This window comes from Roseateles sp. P5_E4 (genome assembly GCF_054049255.1).
Genome location: NZ_JBFUMS010000002.1, coordinates 764,173 through 780,497, shown reverse-complemented (window position 1 = coordinate 780,497; position 16,325 = coordinate 764,173). Strand labels below are relative to the sequence as shown.

19 protein-coding genes are annotated in these 16,325 nt (G+C 67.9%); 8 read left to right on the top strand and 11 right to left on the bottom strand.

Going from position 1 to position 16,325, the window contains the following annotated elements:
• Positions 1-126 precede the first annotated feature (126 nt).
• From ACXJLH_RS06220 to ACXJLH_RS06205, 4 genes are read left to right on the top strand one after another with little or no spacing between them, the layout of a single operon-like run.
• The gene (locus ACXJLH_RS06220; protein WP_457442986.1) at positions 127-642 is read left to right on the top strand and encodes a hypothetical protein; all 516 of its coding nucleotides are present in this window, start codon (positions 127-129) and stop codon (positions 640-642) included.
• The gene (locus tag ACXJLH_RS06215; RefSeq protein ID WP_457442984.1) at positions 639-1,373 is read left to right on the top strand and encodes a DUF4386 domain-containing protein; all 735 of its coding nucleotides are present in this window, start codon (positions 639-641) and stop codon (positions 1,371-1,373) included. The genes ACXJLH_RS06220 and ACXJLH_RS06215 overlap by 4 nt, the downstream gene beginning before the upstream one ends.
• Positions 1,370-1,840: a group II truncated hemoglobin gene (locus ACXJLH_RS06210; protein ID WP_056203082.1), complete on the top strand. Its 471-nt coding sequence runs from the start codon at positions 1,370-1,372 to the stop codon at positions 1,838-1,840. Before ACXJLH_RS06215 ends, ACXJLH_RS06210 begins: the two co-directional genes overlap by 4 nt.
• Positions 1,841-1,890: 50 nt before the next feature.
• Positions 1,891-2,277 carry a VOC family protein gene (locus ACXJLH_RS06205; RefSeq protein ID WP_457442982.1) on the top strand — a complete coding sequence of 129 codons (387 nt, stop codon included), beginning with the start codon at positions 1,891-1,893 and terminating at the stop codon, positions 2,275-2,277.
• A gap of 12 nt (positions 2,278-2,289) precedes the next feature.
• On the opposite strand, the gene ACXJLH_RS06200 is transcribed toward ACXJLH_RS06205, so the two are convergent.
• From ACXJLH_RS06200 to ACXJLH_RS06185, 4 genes are all read right to left on the bottom strand, one after another.
• Positions 2,290-4,527 (bottom strand): penicillin-binding protein 1A, encoded by a 2,238-nt coding sequence (locus tag ACXJLH_RS06200; protein WP_457442980.1) that lies wholly within the window; start codon positions 4,525-4,527, stop codon positions 2,290-2,292.
• A 51-nt stretch (positions 4,528-4,578) separates the two neighbouring features.
• Positions 4,579-5,019, bottom strand: a complete 441-nt coding sequence (locus ACXJLH_RS06195) for a tetratricopeptide repeat protein (RefSeq protein ID WP_457442978.1) — start codon at positions 5,017-5,019, stop codon at positions 4,579-4,581.
• Between the two features lie 99 nt (positions 5,020-5,118).
• Complete coding sequence (locus tag ACXJLH_RS06190; RefSeq protein ID WP_457442976.1) at positions 5,119-5,955, bottom strand: amidohydrolase; 837 nt, start codon at positions 5,953-5,955, stop codon at positions 5,119-5,121.
• Positions 5,955-6,800 (bottom strand): transposase, encoded by an 846-nt coding sequence (locus ACXJLH_RS06185; protein ID WP_457324633.1) that lies wholly within the window; start codon positions 6,798-6,800, stop codon positions 5,955-5,957. The genes ACXJLH_RS06190 and ACXJLH_RS06185 overlap by 1 nt, the downstream gene beginning before the upstream one ends.
• Before the next feature lie 75 nt (positions 6,801-6,875).
• On the opposite strand from ACXJLH_RS06185, the gene ACXJLH_RS06180 reads away from it, so the two are divergent.
• From ACXJLH_RS06180 to ACXJLH_RS06170, 3 genes are all read left to right on the top strand, one after another.
• Positions 6,876-7,115 (top strand): hypothetical protein, encoded by a 240-nt coding sequence (locus ACXJLH_RS06180; protein ID WP_056203067.1) that lies wholly within the window; start codon positions 6,876-6,878, stop codon positions 7,113-7,115.
• A 25-nt stretch (positions 7,116-7,140) separates the two neighbouring features.
• The gene (locus ACXJLH_RS06175) at positions 7,141-7,773 is read left to right on the top strand and encodes a UPF0149 family protein (RefSeq protein ID WP_056203064.1); all 633 of its coding nucleotides are present in this window, start codon (positions 7,141-7,143) and stop codon (positions 7,771-7,773) included.
• Between the two features lie 63 nt (positions 7,774-7,836).
• The gene (locus ACXJLH_RS06170; protein ID WP_056203062.1) at positions 7,837-8,160 is read left to right on the top strand and encodes a hypothetical protein; all 324 of its coding nucleotides are present in this window, start codon (positions 7,837-7,839) and stop codon (positions 8,158-8,160) included.
• Here the strand turns inward: ACXJLH_RS06170 and ACXJLH_RS06165 are convergent.
• Positions 8,157-9,938 (bottom strand): ABCB family ABC transporter ATP-binding protein/permease, encoded by a 1,782-nt coding sequence (locus ACXJLH_RS06165; protein WP_457442975.1) that lies wholly within the window; start codon positions 9,936-9,938, stop codon positions 8,157-8,159. The genes ACXJLH_RS06170 and ACXJLH_RS06165 overlap by 4 nt on opposite strands.
• Before the next feature lie 83 nt (positions 9,939-10,021).
• Between ACXJLH_RS06165 and ACXJLH_RS06160 the strand changes: the two genes are divergently transcribed.
• Entirely contained in the window at positions 10,022-10,426 is a 405-nt protein-coding gene (locus ACXJLH_RS06160) for an acyl-CoA thioesterase (protein WP_457442973.1), read from the top strand.
• 39 nt (positions 10,427-10,465) lie between these two features.
• On the opposite strand, the gene ACXJLH_RS06155 is transcribed toward ACXJLH_RS06160, so the two are convergent.
• The 6 genes from ACXJLH_RS06155 to ACXJLH_RS06130 form a co-directional block, all read right to left on the bottom strand.
• Positions 10,466-12,304, bottom strand: a complete 1,839-nt coding sequence (locus tag ACXJLH_RS06155; RefSeq protein WP_457442971.1) for a rhamnogalacturonan lyase B N-terminal domain-containing protein — start codon at positions 12,302-12,304, stop codon at positions 10,466-10,468.
• Between the two features lie 102 nt (positions 12,305-12,406).
• Positions 12,407-13,018, bottom strand: coding sequence for an SGNH/GDSL hydrolase family protein (locus tag ACXJLH_RS06150; protein ID WP_457350137.1), 612 nt, complete (start codon positions 13,016-13,018; stop codon positions 12,407-12,409).
• Positions 13,019-13,131: 113 nt separating this feature from the next.
• A complete protein-coding gene (locus ACXJLH_RS06145) occupies positions 13,132-13,896 on the bottom strand; it encodes an enoyl-CoA hydratase (RefSeq protein WP_457325565.1) in 765 nt (254 codons plus the stop codon).
• Between the two features lie 171 nt (positions 13,897-14,067).
• Positions 14,068-14,601, bottom strand: coding sequence for a DUF1569 domain-containing protein (locus ACXJLH_RS06140; protein WP_457442969.1), 534 nt, complete (start codon positions 14,599-14,601; stop codon positions 14,068-14,070).
• A 3-nt stretch (positions 14,602-14,604) separates the two neighbouring features.
• Entirely contained in the window at positions 14,605-15,819 is a 1,215-nt protein-coding gene (locus ACXJLH_RS06135) for an acetyl-CoA C-acyltransferase (protein ID WP_457442967.1), read from the bottom strand.
• 14 nt (positions 15,820-15,833) lie between these two features.
• Positions 15,834-16,325 (bottom strand): DUF4442 domain-containing protein, encoded by a 492-nt coding sequence (locus ACXJLH_RS06130; protein ID WP_235532080.1) that lies wholly within the window; start codon positions 16,323-16,325, stop codon positions 15,834-15,836.

The following is a 16,325-nucleotide window of genomic DNA, read 5'->3' as shown; positions in this document are numbered from 1 at the left end:
TACCCGGCGTTGCTTCCGTTAATCACCCTGCCGACTGTCGGCCGGCATTGCAGCTGACCGCCCCGCCCCTGCCGCCGGTCGCAGCCCGTGCCGCCGCCACGCATCTCCTCGGCCACACTCCGGCGGATGCGTTACATCACCCCACCGCGCCTGGCGCTCGCCGCCCTCGCCGGCCTCGCCGAAATCCTGCATCTTGGCTGGGAGGCCCTTCATGGCGGCATCGTCAGTCACCATCTGCTGCAGCGCCCCGATCTGCCGGGCCTGTCCAACGCCTGGGGCTTGCTGCTGTTGCCGGCCCTGGCCGCCTGGGCGGCTGGTCGATTGCCGCGCCGCCCGGCAACGATGCAGGACTGGGCGCCAATCGCGCTGGGTTTCGCGCTGCCCCTGCTAACCGGCGCAGCACTGTCGCTGGCCTTCAGCCTCCAGCTCCAGGCGCTGACCGAGGCGATCTTCTTCGGCATGCTGCTGCTTGCGGTACTGCTGCCAGCCCATCGCCCGGAAAGCCTCTTCGGCTTCGCGCTCGGCATGAGCTGGACGTTTGGCGCCGTGCTGCCAACGCTGGTCGGCGGCATCATCGCCGGCCTGTCTTGGCTGGTGCGCGGCACGGCCCGCTGGGCCTGGCATGCCGTGAGGCCGGCATGATCAGCGTGAGCTCGCGCGAACTGCGCATCTCCGGGCTTTGCTACCTCGCCATCATTGCGCTCGGGCTGTGGAGCGAAGCCTTCGTGCGCGGCAGCCTCGTCGTTGCCGGCGATGCCGCCGCGACGGCCGAGCGCATCGCCGCCAACCCGCAGTTGTGGCGCCTGGGCCTGGGCGCAGACCTGTTGATGCAGGTGCTGGACCTACCGATCATCGTCATGACGTGGCGGCTGCTGCGGCCCGTGAACGAGCCGCTGGCACTGACTGCGGCTGGCCTGAACCTCGTGCAGACGGCCATGCTCGTCGCCAACCGCGTGCAGTTGCTCGCGGCGCTGGACCTGCTGACCGGCCCCGCCATGGGCACCGCCTTCCCGCCAGCCCAGCGCGAGGCGCTGGCGATGCTGGCGGTTCAGTTGCACGGCCAGGGCTTTGCCATCGGCTTGGTGTTCTTCGGCTTCTCCTGCGTCATCTGCGGTGCGCTGATCGCTCACAGCGGCGTGCTGCCACGCGTGCTGGGCTGGCTGCTCGCACTCGCGGGCCTGGCCTATCTGCTCAACAGCTTCGCGCTGCTGCTGGCGCCGGCGTTCGCCAGGCTGCTGTTCCCGGCCGTCATGCTGCCGGTCCTGGTGGGCGAGCTGGCGTTTGCGCTGTGGCTGACCGCGGGCAAACACCGACTTGTGAAGGTCACGGCCAACCCCACGTCCAGCGCATCCACACTGCCCTCACCCCCATGAGCGATCCCGCGATCCCCACCCTTTACGACTGGCTGGGCGGCCTGCCCGCGCTGCAACGGCTGACCGAGCGCTTCTACCAGCGCGTCAAGGACGACGCATTGCTCGCGCCCGTCTTCGCCCACATGAACGGCGAGCATCCGGCTCATGTGGCCGCCTTCCTCGCCGAGGTGCTGGGCGGGCCGGCCACCTATTCCGCCGAGCATGGCGGCCATCCGCACATGGTGCGCCAGCATCTCGACCGCCATCTGAGCCAGGAACAGCGCCGCGCCTGGGTCGCACTGCTGCTGGACACGGCCGATCAGCTCGGCATGCCCGATGACCCCGAGTTCCGCTCCGCGCTGGTGGGCTACCTTGAATGGGGCTCGCGTCTGGCCGTTCTCAATTCGCAACCTGGCGTGACGGTGGACGCCGACGCGACCATGCCCAAATGGGGTTGGGGCGAGGTCAAGGGGCCGTATCAGGGCTGATGCGCAAGCACCCCATCGCGTGCTGAAATCGTGCCACTTCAGGAGCTCGCATGAAACGCGTGATCGGCATCGGCGGCATCTTCTTCAAATCGCCCGACCCCAAGGCCCTGGCCGAGTGGTACGGCAAGCACCTCGGCCTGCCCGTCGAGGCCTGGGGCGGCGTCACCTTCCCCTGGGCCACGCCCGACAACCCGGGCGGCGCGGGCGGCACCAACTGGTGCCCCTTCAAGGCCGACACCGGCTACTTTGCGCCGAGCACGGCGGCTTTCATGATCAATTTCCGCGTTGCCGACCTGCACGGCCTGCTCGCGGCCCTGCGCGTGGAAGGCTGCAACGTCGTCGGCGAACCGCAGGACTCGGAGTACGGCAAGTTCGGCTGGGTCATGGACCCCGATGGCAACAAGGTCGAGCTCTGGGAGCCGCCGGCAGGGCAATGAGCCCGCTGGTCGCTACTGGTTGATCGGCGGCGCCGACGGCGCGGGCTCGGACGCAGCCTCATCGACGCGCGGCGGGGCCGGTGGCAGGCCGATGCGCGCGATCGCCATGTCGCCGGCGAATTCCGAGTAGAACCAGTTGCCGTCCTGCTGCACCAGGCCCTCGTCCGGCGGCGCCAGCTGGGTATTGGGCTGGCCCTTCAAGGCCACGGCCATGGTCGCGACCCAGACGGGCAGGGCCAGGCCACCGCCGGTTTCGCGCTCACCCAGGGACTTGGGCTGGGGATAGCCGATCCAGACGGCACCGGCCCGCGTGGCCTGGAAACCGCAGAACCAGGCGTCTACGGCGTCATTGGTCGTGCCGGTCTTGCCATAGAGGTCCCAGCGGCCGAGCAGGCTGCTGGCCCGCGCGCCGGTGCCTTCGCGCGCGACGGCGGCGAGCAGTTGCGAGGTCATGAAGGCATTGCGCGGGCTGACAGCCGTCCTCATCTTTGGCGGCTCGGCCTTCCACAGCACGGCGCCTTGCGCGTCCTGCACGCGGTCGATGAGCCAGGCCGTCGGCAGCTGGCCGGCGTTGGCGAAGGCGGCGTAACCCTGGGCCATCTGCAGCGGCGTCACGGAGCCGGTGCCCAGGGCGATGGTCAGGTTCAGCGGCTGCTTGTCCTCGTCCAGGCCGAAGCGCGCCGCCCAGGCGCGGGCGCGCTGCGGGCCCAGGGCCTGCACCAGGTGGATGGTGACCATGTTCTTGGAGCGGGCCAGGCCCTGGCGCAGCGTCAGCGCCTCCTCGTACTGGCCGTCGTAGTTGCGTGGCGACCAGTCGCCGACCTCGACGGGCTGGTCGCTGACCAGCGTGCCGGCCCAGGCGCCCTGGTCGATGATGGCCGAGTAGATGAAGGGCTTGAAGGCCGAGCCCGGCTGGCGCCAGGCCTGGGTGGCGGAGTTGAACTGGTTGCGGGCGAAGTCGAAGCCGCCCACCAGGGCGCGGATGGCGCCGGTGGCCGGGTCCAGCGTGACGACGGCGCCTTCGGCCTGCGGTGTCTGGCTGAGCTGCCACTGCTTGCCGGACTCCATCACCCGCAGCACGGCACCGCGCTTGAGGCTCTGCAGCGGGCGCAGCGCCTGGCCCTTCAAGCTGATCTTCTCGCCGTCGGCCATCACCAGCTCGGCCGCGCTCTTGTCGACCTTGAGCAGCACGGCGGTGCGCAGCTCGCCGAGGTCGGGGTGGGCGTCGAAGGCGGTCTCCAGGGCCTCGTCGAAGTCTTCGCCTTCAGGCAGCTCGACGGTCGCCTCGGGGCCGCGGAACGGCTGGCGGCGCTCCAGCTCGAACAGCGCATGGCGCAGCGCCTCTTGCGCAGCCGCCTGCTCGGCATAGCGCAGCGTCGTGTAGACGGTCAGGCCGCGCGTGTAGGCCTCCTCGCCAAAGCGCGTCACCATCTCGGCACGCACCTGCTCGGCGGCATGGTCGGCGACGCCGGAGAGGCGCTTGGGCCGGCGCACGTCCAGCGGCTTCTCGCGCGCGGTGTCGGCCTGGGCCTGCGTGATCTGGCCCACCGCCACGAGGCGTCCCAGCACGACAGCCTGGCGACGCTTGGTGCGCTCAGGGTAGAGAACCGGGTTGAGGCGGTTGGGGTCCTTGGGCAGGCCGACGAGCACGGCAATCTCGCCGGTGTTGAGCTTGTCCAGCGGCTTGCCGAAATAGCGCTCGGCCGCGGCGCCAAAGCCATAGGCCTTGTTGCCCAGCGAGATCTGGTTCATGTAGATCTCGAGGATCTGATCCTTGCTCAGGTTTCTCTCGATCTTGATGGCCAGCAGTCCCTCCTGGGCCTTGCGCGCAAAGGTCTGCCGGTTGCTCAGGAAGATGTTGCGGGCCAGCTGCTGCGTGATGGTGGACGCGCCCTGCAGCCGCGTCGGGTGCAGGATGTTGTGCAGCATGGCGCGGCCGATGCCGCTGTAGTCGATGCCGGAGTGCACGTAGAAGTCGCTGTCTTCGACGGCCAGCAGCGCGTCCTGCAGGGCTTTTGGGATGTCCTTCAGCGGCACGAAGCGCCGCCGCTCGGCGCCGAATTCGCCGAGCAGCTGGCCGTCCTCGCTGAGCACGCGCAGCGGCTGGTGGGGCTGGTAGTCGGTCAGCGCATCAAGGGCCGGCAGCTGCGCCCAGATCAGCGCCGCCACGATGGCACCCAGCAGCAGGATCGCCAACGGCACGCCCACGAGGGCGGCGAGCCAGGGGCGTTGGAGAAGGAACTTCAGCATGGCGCGCATCCTAGGGGGTGGACGCCTGGCTCCGGCGCGGGCTGCAAGCTGTTACTTGGCCGCCGCGATGGCACGCTGCAGGTGCTCGCGCTGCTCGCAACCGGCCGGGCAGAGCTTCTCCAGCACGGCCAGGCGCTCACGTGCCTTGGGCAGCTCGCCCTTCATCACATAGAGCTCGCCCAGGTATTCGTTGGCGCCACGGTGGTTGGGGTCGATGCGCAGTGCCTGCAGGTACTGGGCCTCGGCCTCGGTGAACTGCGGCGTGGCCTGCTTGCGCAGCGTATAGCCCATCAGGTTGTGCCAGTCGGCATTGCCGGCCTGGGGCTCGGTGCGCAACGCGGCCAGGGCGCCTGCCCAGTCCTTGGCCGCGATGAGGCGGCGTGGCGTGGCCAGTGGATCGGCCGCGGCAGGCTTGATCTCCGGCGGTGGGCTCATGTCGGCGGCCCAGGCGGAGCTGGCCAGCAGCAAGGCGGTCAGGACGAAGCGGCGCATGGGCGTCTCCCGAAGTGATGCCGATTGGCAGGGCCGCCAGCTTAGCGCCCTCCGCTGCCACGACGGGGGCTGTCAGAAGTCATGGCGGCCTTGCGCCGTTCAAGCAGCTTGGAGGGCGAACAACTCGGCCGCGTTGCGCCAGGCGATGCGCTGAGCCACCTCAGACGGCAACTGCCCGAGCCAGCCGCGGTACTCGGCGAACAGGCCCTCGTAGTGCTGCAGACGCTGGGGGACCCAGGTGTCGGAGCCGATCAGGAAGCGCCCCGGGTGCTGTGTCATCAGTGCGCGCCAGTCGTCGCCAAGCTTGCCGTCAAACGTGATGCCCGGCCGGTAGGACAGCTCGCCGCGCAGACCCGCGTGCTTGGCTAGCAGCTCCTTCACGCGCGGCAAGGGCTCGCCGGAAATGCCGGTGTGGGCCCAGATCAGCGACGTGCCGGGCGCGTGGCCAAGCAGCTTGTCGACCGCCACATCGTCCACGTGAGCCAGCACGGTCAGGCCGCGCTCGCGCGCCAGCTTCATCAGTGCGATGGCGGTCGGCCCATCGGCATTGGCGCTGTCGTAGAGATGGAACTCACCCAGGCCGCGGAAGGGCCCGGCCGGGCTGCCGCGCTTCAGCAGTTCCAGCACCATCAGCCGAATGCTGTCGTCGGCGAACCAGCCGGTGTAGTCGGCCCGGTCGCGGTACAGGCGGATGAAGGGCACCCATTGCGGCCCCGGCTCAGAGACGAGACGCAGCGTTCCGTCGTTGGGCCTGCTGTTGACCAGCGCACCCCGCACGCCGGCACGGGCCATGCGCGCCAGTACATCGGCCGGTGGATGCAGCGCCTGGGCGTCGTCGTTGTAGTGCAGATGAGCATCGAACAGCGGGCCGGCATAGGCCTGCGCCCATGCGAGAACCGGCAGGCCGGCCAGCAGCAATGCCCGGCGTCTGAGCATCAGACGGCTCGCTCGGCGGCAGCGATGAGGCGACTGATGCGCGAGACGGACAGGCCGAGCTGGCCCGCCAGATCCGTCATCGCGACGCCGCCCTCGGCATGGGCCAGCCACAGCGCCTGCTCGCGGATGCCACCGGCGCGCTTCAGCCACTCGCCAAAGCCCGTGCGGGCCACGCGACGGGGCGCAACGGCGGCGGCCCGCATGCGCGCGGCGAAGTCGGCGTCGCCGAGGAAGATCTGTTCACGCAGACGCCCGGGCCACAGCTGCAAGCCAGGCTCGGAGGCGACCAGGCGGGCATAGCGTTCGCCGGCCAGGCGATGCTGGGCCGGCGTCGTCGCCGGGCGCCCCAGCAGATGGCTGTGCAGGCCATCGACGTCCAGCCATTCGGGCGCGGCTTCCATGGCGGCCAGGGCGCGGAAGCTCGAGCCAGCCCAATCCGCCGCGCCACGCGCCAGGCGCAGGCGCACCGGGTTGAGGTCGACATAGCGGCAGGCATCCAGCAGATGGCGCTCGCGGTCGACCAGCACGGCATGGAAACGCCCCTGGAACAGCGAGCCGCTGAAGCCGTGGCGGCGCTGGTGATGCTGGGTGTAGACGCCGTTCACATGCCGCATCAGCTGCGACAGATTGGCGCGGCGCGTGAACAACAGCAGGTGGTAGTGGTCGGGCAGCAGGGCGTAGGCCAGGGCCTGGGCGTCGAAACGGTGCAGGGCCTGGGCCAGCAAGGCACGCATTTCGGCACGATCGGCTTCGTCGACAAAAGCCTGCTGCCCGCTCTCGAACGGGCAGTGGGCGCCGATCAGATAGACGGCGCCAGCGATCTCGAGTCGAGCAGGCCTTGCCATGCGCCACCTTAAGTCTCGCCGCCCGGAATGGCAAGATGGCGGCCTGCCGGTCTCCTCATTCGTCCGGCACGCCCCATGAAGACCCATCAAATCGAAATCCAGAAGTTCAAGGCCGCGTCCGCCAACCAGCACGGCCAGATCATGTTCAAGGTGGACGCCATGGTCACGCCCAAGACGCCCATCGACGGCATCGAGCCCAGCAGCGTCATCGTCATGACGGAGCAGAACGCCCGCGTGCTGATGGCCTTGCTGAAGGCACAGATCGCCGAAATCGACAACAAGAAGCCCAAGAGCCGCCACGGCCGCCACGGCTGAACTCGCGAGGCAAAGGACGACTCCCATGCAGTACCCCCAATACAACCCTGCCTCCGACAACCGGCCGCTGTCCGACGAGGAGCTCGACGACCTGGACGAGCTGCTCTCGGTATTGCCCACCGATAGCGCGATGAACATCGAGGCGCTGGACGGCTATCTGACTGGCCTGCTGCTGTCGCCGCAGAAGCTGGCCGACCTGCCTGGAGACGCCTGGCTGCCGGTGGTCTGGGGCGGCGACCAGGAGCCCGACCCCAAGCCCTTCGCCAGCGGCAAGCAGCGCAAAAAGGTCGTCATGGCGATGCTGCGGCATGTGCAGTCCATCGCCATGGCCTGGACGCATGCGCCCAAGGCCTGGGAGCCCATCTTCAGCTTTGCCTCACTGGAGGGGGACAGCGAAGATGAAGACACCGAGTACGCCGACGCCGAAGACTGGGCTGCCGGCTTCCTGATGGCCGTGGACCTGGCGCCCGAGGCCTGGGGGCCGTTGTTCGACGGTGCCGGGACGGCCGAGCTGCTCGCGCCCATCGCCGCCCTGGGCGGTGAGGATGGCGCGCTGGCCGAAGGTTCGGCTGCCGAGCGCGACGAAGCCAGCCGCAAGATTCCTGACGCCATGCTGGCGTTGTGGGCTCTGCGCCAAGACGCCGACCAGAAAGCGTAACCATCCCCCCAACGCGGGTGGTTGCAGGTGGCCGCAAGCGTCGGTTTAGGTTAACTTCAGGCCATGCTCCAGACCCTGCTCGCCGCCACCGGCCTTGCCGTCTGCATCGCGATGGCGGTCCACATGGCCCTGCCCTACCGGCTGCAGGCGCGGGTGGATGCCGGCGTGGCCGCCCTGGCATCGTGGGTGGAGTTGCAGATCGCCCGCCTGACCGGTTGGCGCCGCCGCCAGCGCCAGACCCGAGCCGCCGCGCTGGAGGCCGAGCGCGTCATCCGCCGCGCCCGCGAGTCGGCCCTGCACGATGCGCGCGACAGTCGCACGGACGGCGAGTGGGACGGCAACGTCTATCGGCCCAAGAGCTTCGAGAAGCCCAAGAAGCCGCACTAGTCAGCTGACTGCTGCAGGCGCCACATTTCGGCGTAGCGGCCGTTCCTGGCCAGCAAGGTGTCGTGCCGGCCGCGCTCGATGATGCGGCCCTGCTCCAGCACGAGGATCTCGTGCGCGTCGACGACGGTGGACAGGCGGTGGGCGATGACCAGCACGGTCTTGTTCTGGCCCACGGACTCCAGTTCGGCCTGGATGGCGCGCTCGTTGGTCGAATCCAGTGCCGACGTGGCTTCATCAAAGATGAGGATGGGCGGGTTCTTCAGCAGCGTGCGCGCAATGGCCACGCGCTGCTTCTCGCCACCCGACAGCTTCAGGCCACGTTCGCCCACCATGGTGTCGTAGCCGAGCGGTGTCGCCGCGATGAAGGCGTGGATATGCGCCGCACGCGCCGCGCCTTCCACCTCCTGCTGACTCGCGCCCGGCCGGCCGTAGGCGATGTTGTAGGCCACGGTGTCGTTGAAGAGCACGGTGTCCTGCGGCACGATGCCGATGGCGCGGCGCAGGCTGGACTGCGTCACCGTACGGATGTCCTGGCCGTCGATGCGGATGGCGCCCGAATCGATGTCGTAGAAGCGGTAGAGCAGCCGCGCCAGCGTGCTCTTGCCTGAGCCGCTGGGGCCGACGACGGCGACCTTCCTGCCCGCCGGGATCTCGAAGCTGACGCCGTGCAGGATGGGCCGCACGGGGTCGTAGGCGAAGCGGACGTTGTCGAAGACGACACTGCCGCCACCCACGGCCAGCTCGGCGGCATCCGGCGCATCGGCGATCTCGCGCTCGCGGTCCAGCAGCACGAAGAGCTTCTCGATATCCGTCAGCGCCTGCTTGATCTCGCGGTAGATCACGCCGAGGAAGTTCAGCGGGATATAGAGCTGGATCATGAAGGCGTTGACCATGACCAGGTCGCCCAGGCTCATGTGGCCCGCCACGACGCCCTGGGTGGCTCGCCACAGCATCAGCACCAGCGCCGACGCGATGATGAGCTGCTGGCCGGTGTTCAGCATGGACAACGTGCGCTGGCTTTTCAGCTGCGCGCGGCGCAGCTTCTCCAGGCTCTCGTCATAGCGCGTGGCCTCGAAGGCCTCGTTGTTGAAGTACTTGACCGTCTCGTAGTTCAGCAGCGAGTCGATGGCCTTGCTGTGGGCCACCGAGTCCAGCTCGTTGAGCGTCTTGCGGAATTTGGTGCGCCACTCGGTGACGACGACGGTAAAGCCGATATAGATCACCAACGCCGCCACCGTGATGCCGGCGAACCAGACGTCGAACTTGACGCCCAGCAGCGTCAGCACCAGCACCACCTCGATCAGCGTCGGCACGATGCTGTAGAGCGAATAGCTGATCAGCGAGTGCACGGCGCGCGTGCCGCGCTCGATGTCGCGCGTCATGCCGCCGGTCTGGCGTTCGAGGTGAAAGCGCAGCGACAGGTCGTGCAGATGCCGGAACACCTGCAGCGAGATGCTGCGCGACGTGCCCTCGGTGGCCTTGGCGAAGATCAGCTCACGCGCCTCGGCGAACAGCGACGTCGACAGCCGCAACGCGCCATAGGCCAGCAGCAGACCCAGCGGCACCACCATCAGGGCCTCGGGCTGGCCAGGCTTGAGGTTCAGGCTGTCGATCAGCTGCTTGAGCAGCAGGGGCACGCCGACATTGCAGAGCTTGGCGCCCACCATGAAGGTCAGCGCCAGTGCAACGCGCCAGCGGTAGCGCCACAGATAGGGCAGCAGGCGGCCGACGGTGCCCCAGTCGCCACGCGGCGTGGGGGCAGTGCCGGCCGGTGGCACGGATGATGCTGAAGTGAGAGATCGCAAGCGCAGGACCGAGAATGAAAGACGCAATTAGAGAAGAATGGTTCCAAGTGACTGCCATGCCCCAGGATTCAAGCCCCATTCAACCCCTACCCGGCAACCGCGAGCTCGTGCTGCGCGTGATGCCCATGCCCGCCGACTCGAATGCGAACGGTGACATCTTCGGCGGTTGGATCATGGCCCAGGTGGACATTGCCGGCTCCATCATGCCTGCCCGCATCTCGCGCGGCCGCGTCGCGACGGTGGCCGTCAACGAATTCATCTTCAAGCAGCCAGTCTCCATCGGCGACCTGCTGAGCTTCTACGCCACGGTGACGCGCGTCGGCCGCACATCGATCACCGTGCATGTGGAGGTGATGGCCGAGCGCGACCCGGAGAATCTGCACGTGGTCAAGGTGACCGAGGCCAACCTGACCTATGTGGCCATCGACCGCGAGGGCAAGCCGAGAGTCGTCGGGGTCTGAGCGACCGACGCCCGGTTCGCAGGCGCCGGCCACCGCAGCTCAAGGCGTGGCGATCAAATCGACGGCGTCGTAGGAGAAGCCCGGGCTCAGATAGGCCGTACCCGTGGTGCCGCTGACGACGTTGATCGTCAGCGTGTTGGTGCCGGCCACCAGCGCGGTCGACGGAATGTCGAAGCTGTAGAGCCGGTTCACGCCGCGGTAGGTGCCCACCGTCAGGTTGCGCGAGCCCTTGGGCGGCGCGGTCGGGATGGCGGAGGTCCAGCTGCCGTTGTTGACGCTGATCTGGGGCCGGGCGCCGTTGAAGTCTTCCGTCGTTCCAATGCGCAGCGTCAGGTTCTGCACCTGGGCGCTAGTCAGCGTGAACTGGATGACGCGCGCGTTGTTGACGTCCTTCCACTGGTAGGCCGGGAAACCGCTGGCCGCGCTCGACGTGCCCACCACGAAGGTGGCCGGCACCCAACTGCTCATGCGCGCATCCGTCGGGTGCATGGTCGTGAGCCTGGCGCCGTTCAGGAACTCGGCTGGCGTGCCGTCCCAGTTGCCGATGCGCCACAGCGCCGCCTTGGCTGAAGGATCGGCGTTGATCGCCAGCGTGTTCAAGGTCGTCGTGCCGCCGGCCGTGACGGTCACGCTGCCGGTGTAGACCGCCAGCTCGTTCTTGTAGACCGTGAGCGTGTAGGCGCCCGGCCGCATGCCGGTGCTTTTGAAGAAGCCGTTGTTGGCGAGATTGGCGCTGGCCCAGTACTGCGCCGTGCTGCTGGAGAAGCCCACCGTGTAGCTGTAGTTCGGATCGGTGCCCGACAGGCCGACGCCGGCCACCGTGCCGCGGCCGGACGCAGCCACATAACCGTCCAGCGCCATCACCGAGAACCAGCTCGTATCCGGCGCCGACGGCGCACCGCCGGCGGTGAACATCAGCGTGTAGCCGTTCAACACCCCCATGCGGAAGGCCTCGGTCTGGCCCTCGCCGTAGTTGACGATATAGGTCAACTCGTTGTTGGTGGCGGTGATCTGATTGAGCAGGCTGCGGTAGAAGGGCCCGCCGGAATTGCCTTCGTTGTTGTCCCGGTAGAACCACAGCCCCACGCTGCCGGCGCTGTTCAGGCCGCCAAAGTACTGCCAGTCCTTCAGCCGCATGTTGGAGTAGTGCTTGGAGCGCGTCTGCCCCGCGCTGGAGGTGCTGCTGGAGAAACCGAACACGTCGCTCGCTTCGACAGTTGTGTCCGTGCCGCGCAGGTCCTGCGGCCAACTGCCGTTGCTGGCCAGGCCGCCGGGCGTGCCGGCCGGGCCGCCCTTGGAGAGCGCCGCGATGGGTACGCGCAGGATGAAGCGCACCAGATTCAGCGTGTCGGGCTCCTCGGTGAAATAGGTGCCCATGTAGATGCGCGGCTCGCCGCTCTTGGCCATGTAGTAGTGCTTGAGCACGCCGCCGTTGGCGCTGAAGACGGTCACCGTGATCTTGACGTAGGTGCCGCCGCTGACCACGCCGCCGTTGGCGGTGGAGGCCGACGTGGCCGCACCACTGCTGCTGATCATCTGGGCCTGCACGTCGACGGCCGAGACGTTGCTGTAGAGGAAGTCGAAGCCGGAGTTCAGCTGCGAGCCACGGCTGGCATCGGCGTACTGCACGCCGTTGTAGAGCAGGCTGGAAAGGTCGCCCTTGGACTGGGTGCTGACGCCGTTGTCGTAGGCCATCACCTTGAACACCAGGCCGCCGCCGGTGTCCACCTGGTATTGCAGCTTGGCAGAACTGCCGCTGTCGTAGAGCGTGGTGAGGCTCAAGGCCGCCAATGCTGGCGTGGCCGTGGCCGTCGCCAAAAGCAGGCACGCTGCCGCGCCCAGCCGGCGCAGGCACCGACGGAGGAAATCGATCCGCATGTTTTGTCTCCTATTGAGCCCGCCGTCTGCAGGTTCGCGCGGCCGGTGCTGCCGCGTTGCTGCGGCCGGGGCAGTCTAGGAACGGCCGGGCGGCCGCAACGCTCAACTTGGTGAGTGGATCGATAGCTGAGGTAACGACGCCACCACCCGATCGGCCAGCGCCTCGGCCCAGAGCGCATAGCCGCGCGGGCCGGGGTGGAAGCCGTCCTCGGCCATCAGCTCGACGGCATTGCGTTGCATGGCCTCGGGCAGATGCAGCACATGGCGTGATGCCTGGCCTTCGACCGACGAACTCAAGGCCACGTTGAAGCGCGCTGCCTGGCGGCCGAAGAACCAGCGCAGAGGCTGGGGCAGCAGCGGGAATCGCTGCATGGGCGGCGCTGCGCAGTGCACGCTCAGGCGCACACCAGCGCGCTCGGTCGCAAGGGCGTGGATGCGGTCCAACGCCACCAACGCCTGCGCAGGCGCGATCTGGTCAACAACGTCGTTGACGCCCAGGGAGGTGATCAGCACATCGGCCTGCACCACGTCCGCCGCCTCGAACGCCGCGAGCGCCTGCTCGCTGCGATGGCCGCTGGTGGCGATGAGCTGCCAGCCCACCGGCTGCCCGAGGCGCGTTGCCAGAGCCTGAGCGAGCCGGCCGGCCAGTGCTTCGTCCTGATGCGCGGCACCGACTCCAGCGGCGGACGAGTCGCCGACGATCAGCAGCCGCAACGTCGAGCCTTCGGCCCAACGCGGGCCGGCCGCCTCGGGCAAACGCAGCGCCGTCGCACGGACTCGGCGCCCCTGCCAAATCAGCAGTGGGCCGAGTGCGATCTTTGAAAGCTTCAGGAGAATTTGGAAAAGTCCGGCACGCGTTTCTGGAAGAAGGCCTGGAAAGCCTCCATCGCCTCCGGGCTGCGCAAGCGGGCACCGAAGATCTCGGCTTCACGCGTGATGGCGGCCTTGACGGCGTCGCGCTGGGCATCGCGGATCAGCTTCTTGCTGTCGCGCACCGCTCCCGGCGCGAGGTTGTTGAACCGTTCGGCGATGCGGCGTGCGTGGTTCAGCACTTCGGAACCCGGCAGCACGCGGTTGGCGATGCCGCATTCGACGGCCTGCTCACCGGTGAAGGGGTCGCCCAGCAGCAGCTTCTCGGCCGCGCGACGGTTGCCGATCAGCTGGGGCAACACGACGCTGGACGCAAACTCGGGCACCAGGCCCAAGGCGACGAAGGGCATGGCCAGTCGGGCGTCATCGGCGACGAAGACGAAGTCGCAGTGCAGCAGCATGGTGGTACCGATGCCGATGGCCGCACCGGTCACGGCAGCGATCACGGGCTTGGTGCTGTCCACCAGCGCATGCATGAACTGGAAGGTCGGTGCATCTTCACCCCGCGTCGGGCCGGCCATGAAGTCTTCCAGGTCATTGCCCGACGTGAAGATGCCCGGCTGGCCGGTGATCAGCACGGCGCGCACGGCCGGATCGGCATCGGCCGCGCGCAGCGCATCAGCCATGGCTTGGTACATCGCCTGGGTGATCGCGTTCTTCTTCTCGGGGCGGGCGATCTCGAGGGTCGCGACGCCGTTGACGGTGTAGCTCTTGATGGTCATTTCAGTCTCCTGTCGGGGCTGCTTGTATTGTCGGCGGGTCGAGCGCCGGGCCGCTCCCTAGCCGGCCCGCTCTGGCGATGTGCTTGCCGGTCGAGCCGGCAAGCATCGCCGTCCCCTCGGGGGACCGACCGGGCTGGCCCGCGTTCAGCGGAGCGAGACTGGGCGAGGGGCTCACGCGACAGCCGTCTTGGCGTGGAACTGCGTCCAGTGATTCGCCAGGTGCATCAGATGGGCTCGCTCGTACTGCGGCTTGGTCAGCTCACCGTAGGCGAAATGAGGCCGCAGTGTGCCGTTGAATTGCGTGAAGGCGTCCATGGCATCCAGCAGGCGCTGCACCGAGGTCTTCAGCGCCTGTGAGGCGTCCAGCGCCGGCGCGCCGGGAATGGGCTCGTCCAGGCTGTGGCTCATCGCACCGCGCGCATTGAATACCGCGAAGGCCGCCGAGCCGATGGACGAGCGGAACCAGGCGCCCTTGAGCGCCGGGAAGCCCTGCATCGAGAACTCGATGCTCTGGGCCAGATGCTGCATGACCTGGCTGAGGTTCCAGGGGTTGTCCTGCACGACCTTGGGCGCGAACAGCAGATCGAGCACGGCCTGCTGACCGTCCTTCCACGTCGCAAAGGTCTTCAACTTGCCCGTGCAGGCGGCCAGCGGGGTCGCCGCGAGCAACACCGTGGTGGTCTTGAGCGCGCGGCGACGATCCATGGTTTACAGCCTTTCGAAGATGCCTGCTGCGCCTTGGCCGGCGCCGACGCACATTGTCACCATGCCGTACTTGCCACCGGTGCGGCGCAGGTTGTGGATGACCGAGGCCGCACGGATGGCGCCGGTGGCGCCCAACGGGTGGCCCAGCGCAATCGCGCCGCCGTTGGGGTTGACCTTGCTGCGGTCCAGCACGATACCCTTGCTGTCGAGGTCGTTCAGCACGGCCAGCGACTGCGCGGCGAAGGCCTCGTTCAGTTCGATCCAGTCCAGGTCGGCGGCGGTGATGCCAGCGGCCTTCAGTGCCACGGGGATGGCGGCGATCGGACCGATGCCCATGATCTCCGGCGGCACGCCACGCACGGCGAAGGACACGAAGCGTGCCAGCGGCGTCAGGTTGTAGCGCTTCAGGGCCGCTTCGCTGACGATCAGCAAACCACCCGAGCCGTCGGAGGTCTGCGAGCTGTTGCCGGCGGTGACGCTGCCCTTGGCGGCGAACACGGGCTTGAGTTTGGCCAGGCCTTCCAGCGAGGTGTCGGGGCGGGCGCCTTCGTCGAGCTTGACGGTGCGGGCCTTGGTGTTGACGGTGCCGTCGGCCAAGTTGGGCGTGCGCTCGACGACGTCGAAGGGCGTCATCTCGGCGTCGAAGTGGCCGGCCTGCATGGCGGCGACGGCGCGACGGTGCGATTCCACCGAGAACGCGTCCTGCGCTTCGCGGCTGATCTTCCACTGCGCGGCGACCTTCTCGGCCGTCAGGCCCATGCCGTAGGCGATGCCGATGTTCTCGTCCTTCTCGAAGATCAGCGGCGACAGGCTGGGCTTGTTGCCGCCCATCGGGATCATGGACATGGACTCGACGCCGCCGGCGAACATCACGTCGGCTTCGCCCACGCGGATGCGATCGGCGGCCATCTGCACGGCGGTGATGCCGGAGGCGCAGTAGCGATTGATCGTCACGCCGCCGATGGTGGGGCCCAGGCCCGCCAGCACCGAGGCGACGCGGGCGATGTTCATGCCCTGCTCGCCTTCGGGGAAGGAGCAGCCGACGATGGCGTCTTCAATGGCCGCCGGGTCCAGGCCCGGGGCTTGCGCCAGCACGGCCTGCATGACCTTGACGAGCATCTCGTCAGGGCGGGTGTTCTTGTAGAAGCCACGGCCGCTCTTGCCGATGGGCAGACGGGTGGCGGAGACGATGTAGGCGTCTTGGACTTGCTTGCTCATGGTCTTTCCTTTACTTAAGCCTGGGGCTTTTCTTTGGGCACCCAGGCCCAGACAAATTCACACTCGATCGGCTCGATGCCGGCTTCGTCGGTCACGGTCACGGCGACCCGCACTTCACCCTTGGTCTCGTTCGCCATCGTGAAGCGCTGAGCGGCGGTCAGGTGCGCCTTGGCGACCAGACCGCCGGTGGCGCGCTTCCTGAAGTTCACCTGCAGCGACTTGCACAGCGGCAGGCAGTCGTCACGCACATTCATGCCCACCACCATGCCAGTGGCGGTCTCGGCCAGCAGCGACATCGCGGCCGCATGCACGCCCTTGATGTGGTTCTGCACCGGGCGCTTGTTGGCGACGCGGATCTCGCTGCTCTCGGGCGTGAGGGCAATGAAATCGAGCGATGCCGTGCCCGTGAAGGGCACAGCACGGCGCAACGCGAAGTTGCGCGCGGCGCCCCGCAGCGGGCCGGGCAGGCCGTCCAGCTTGGCGAGAGTGCGTTGAAGCCGGTTCAC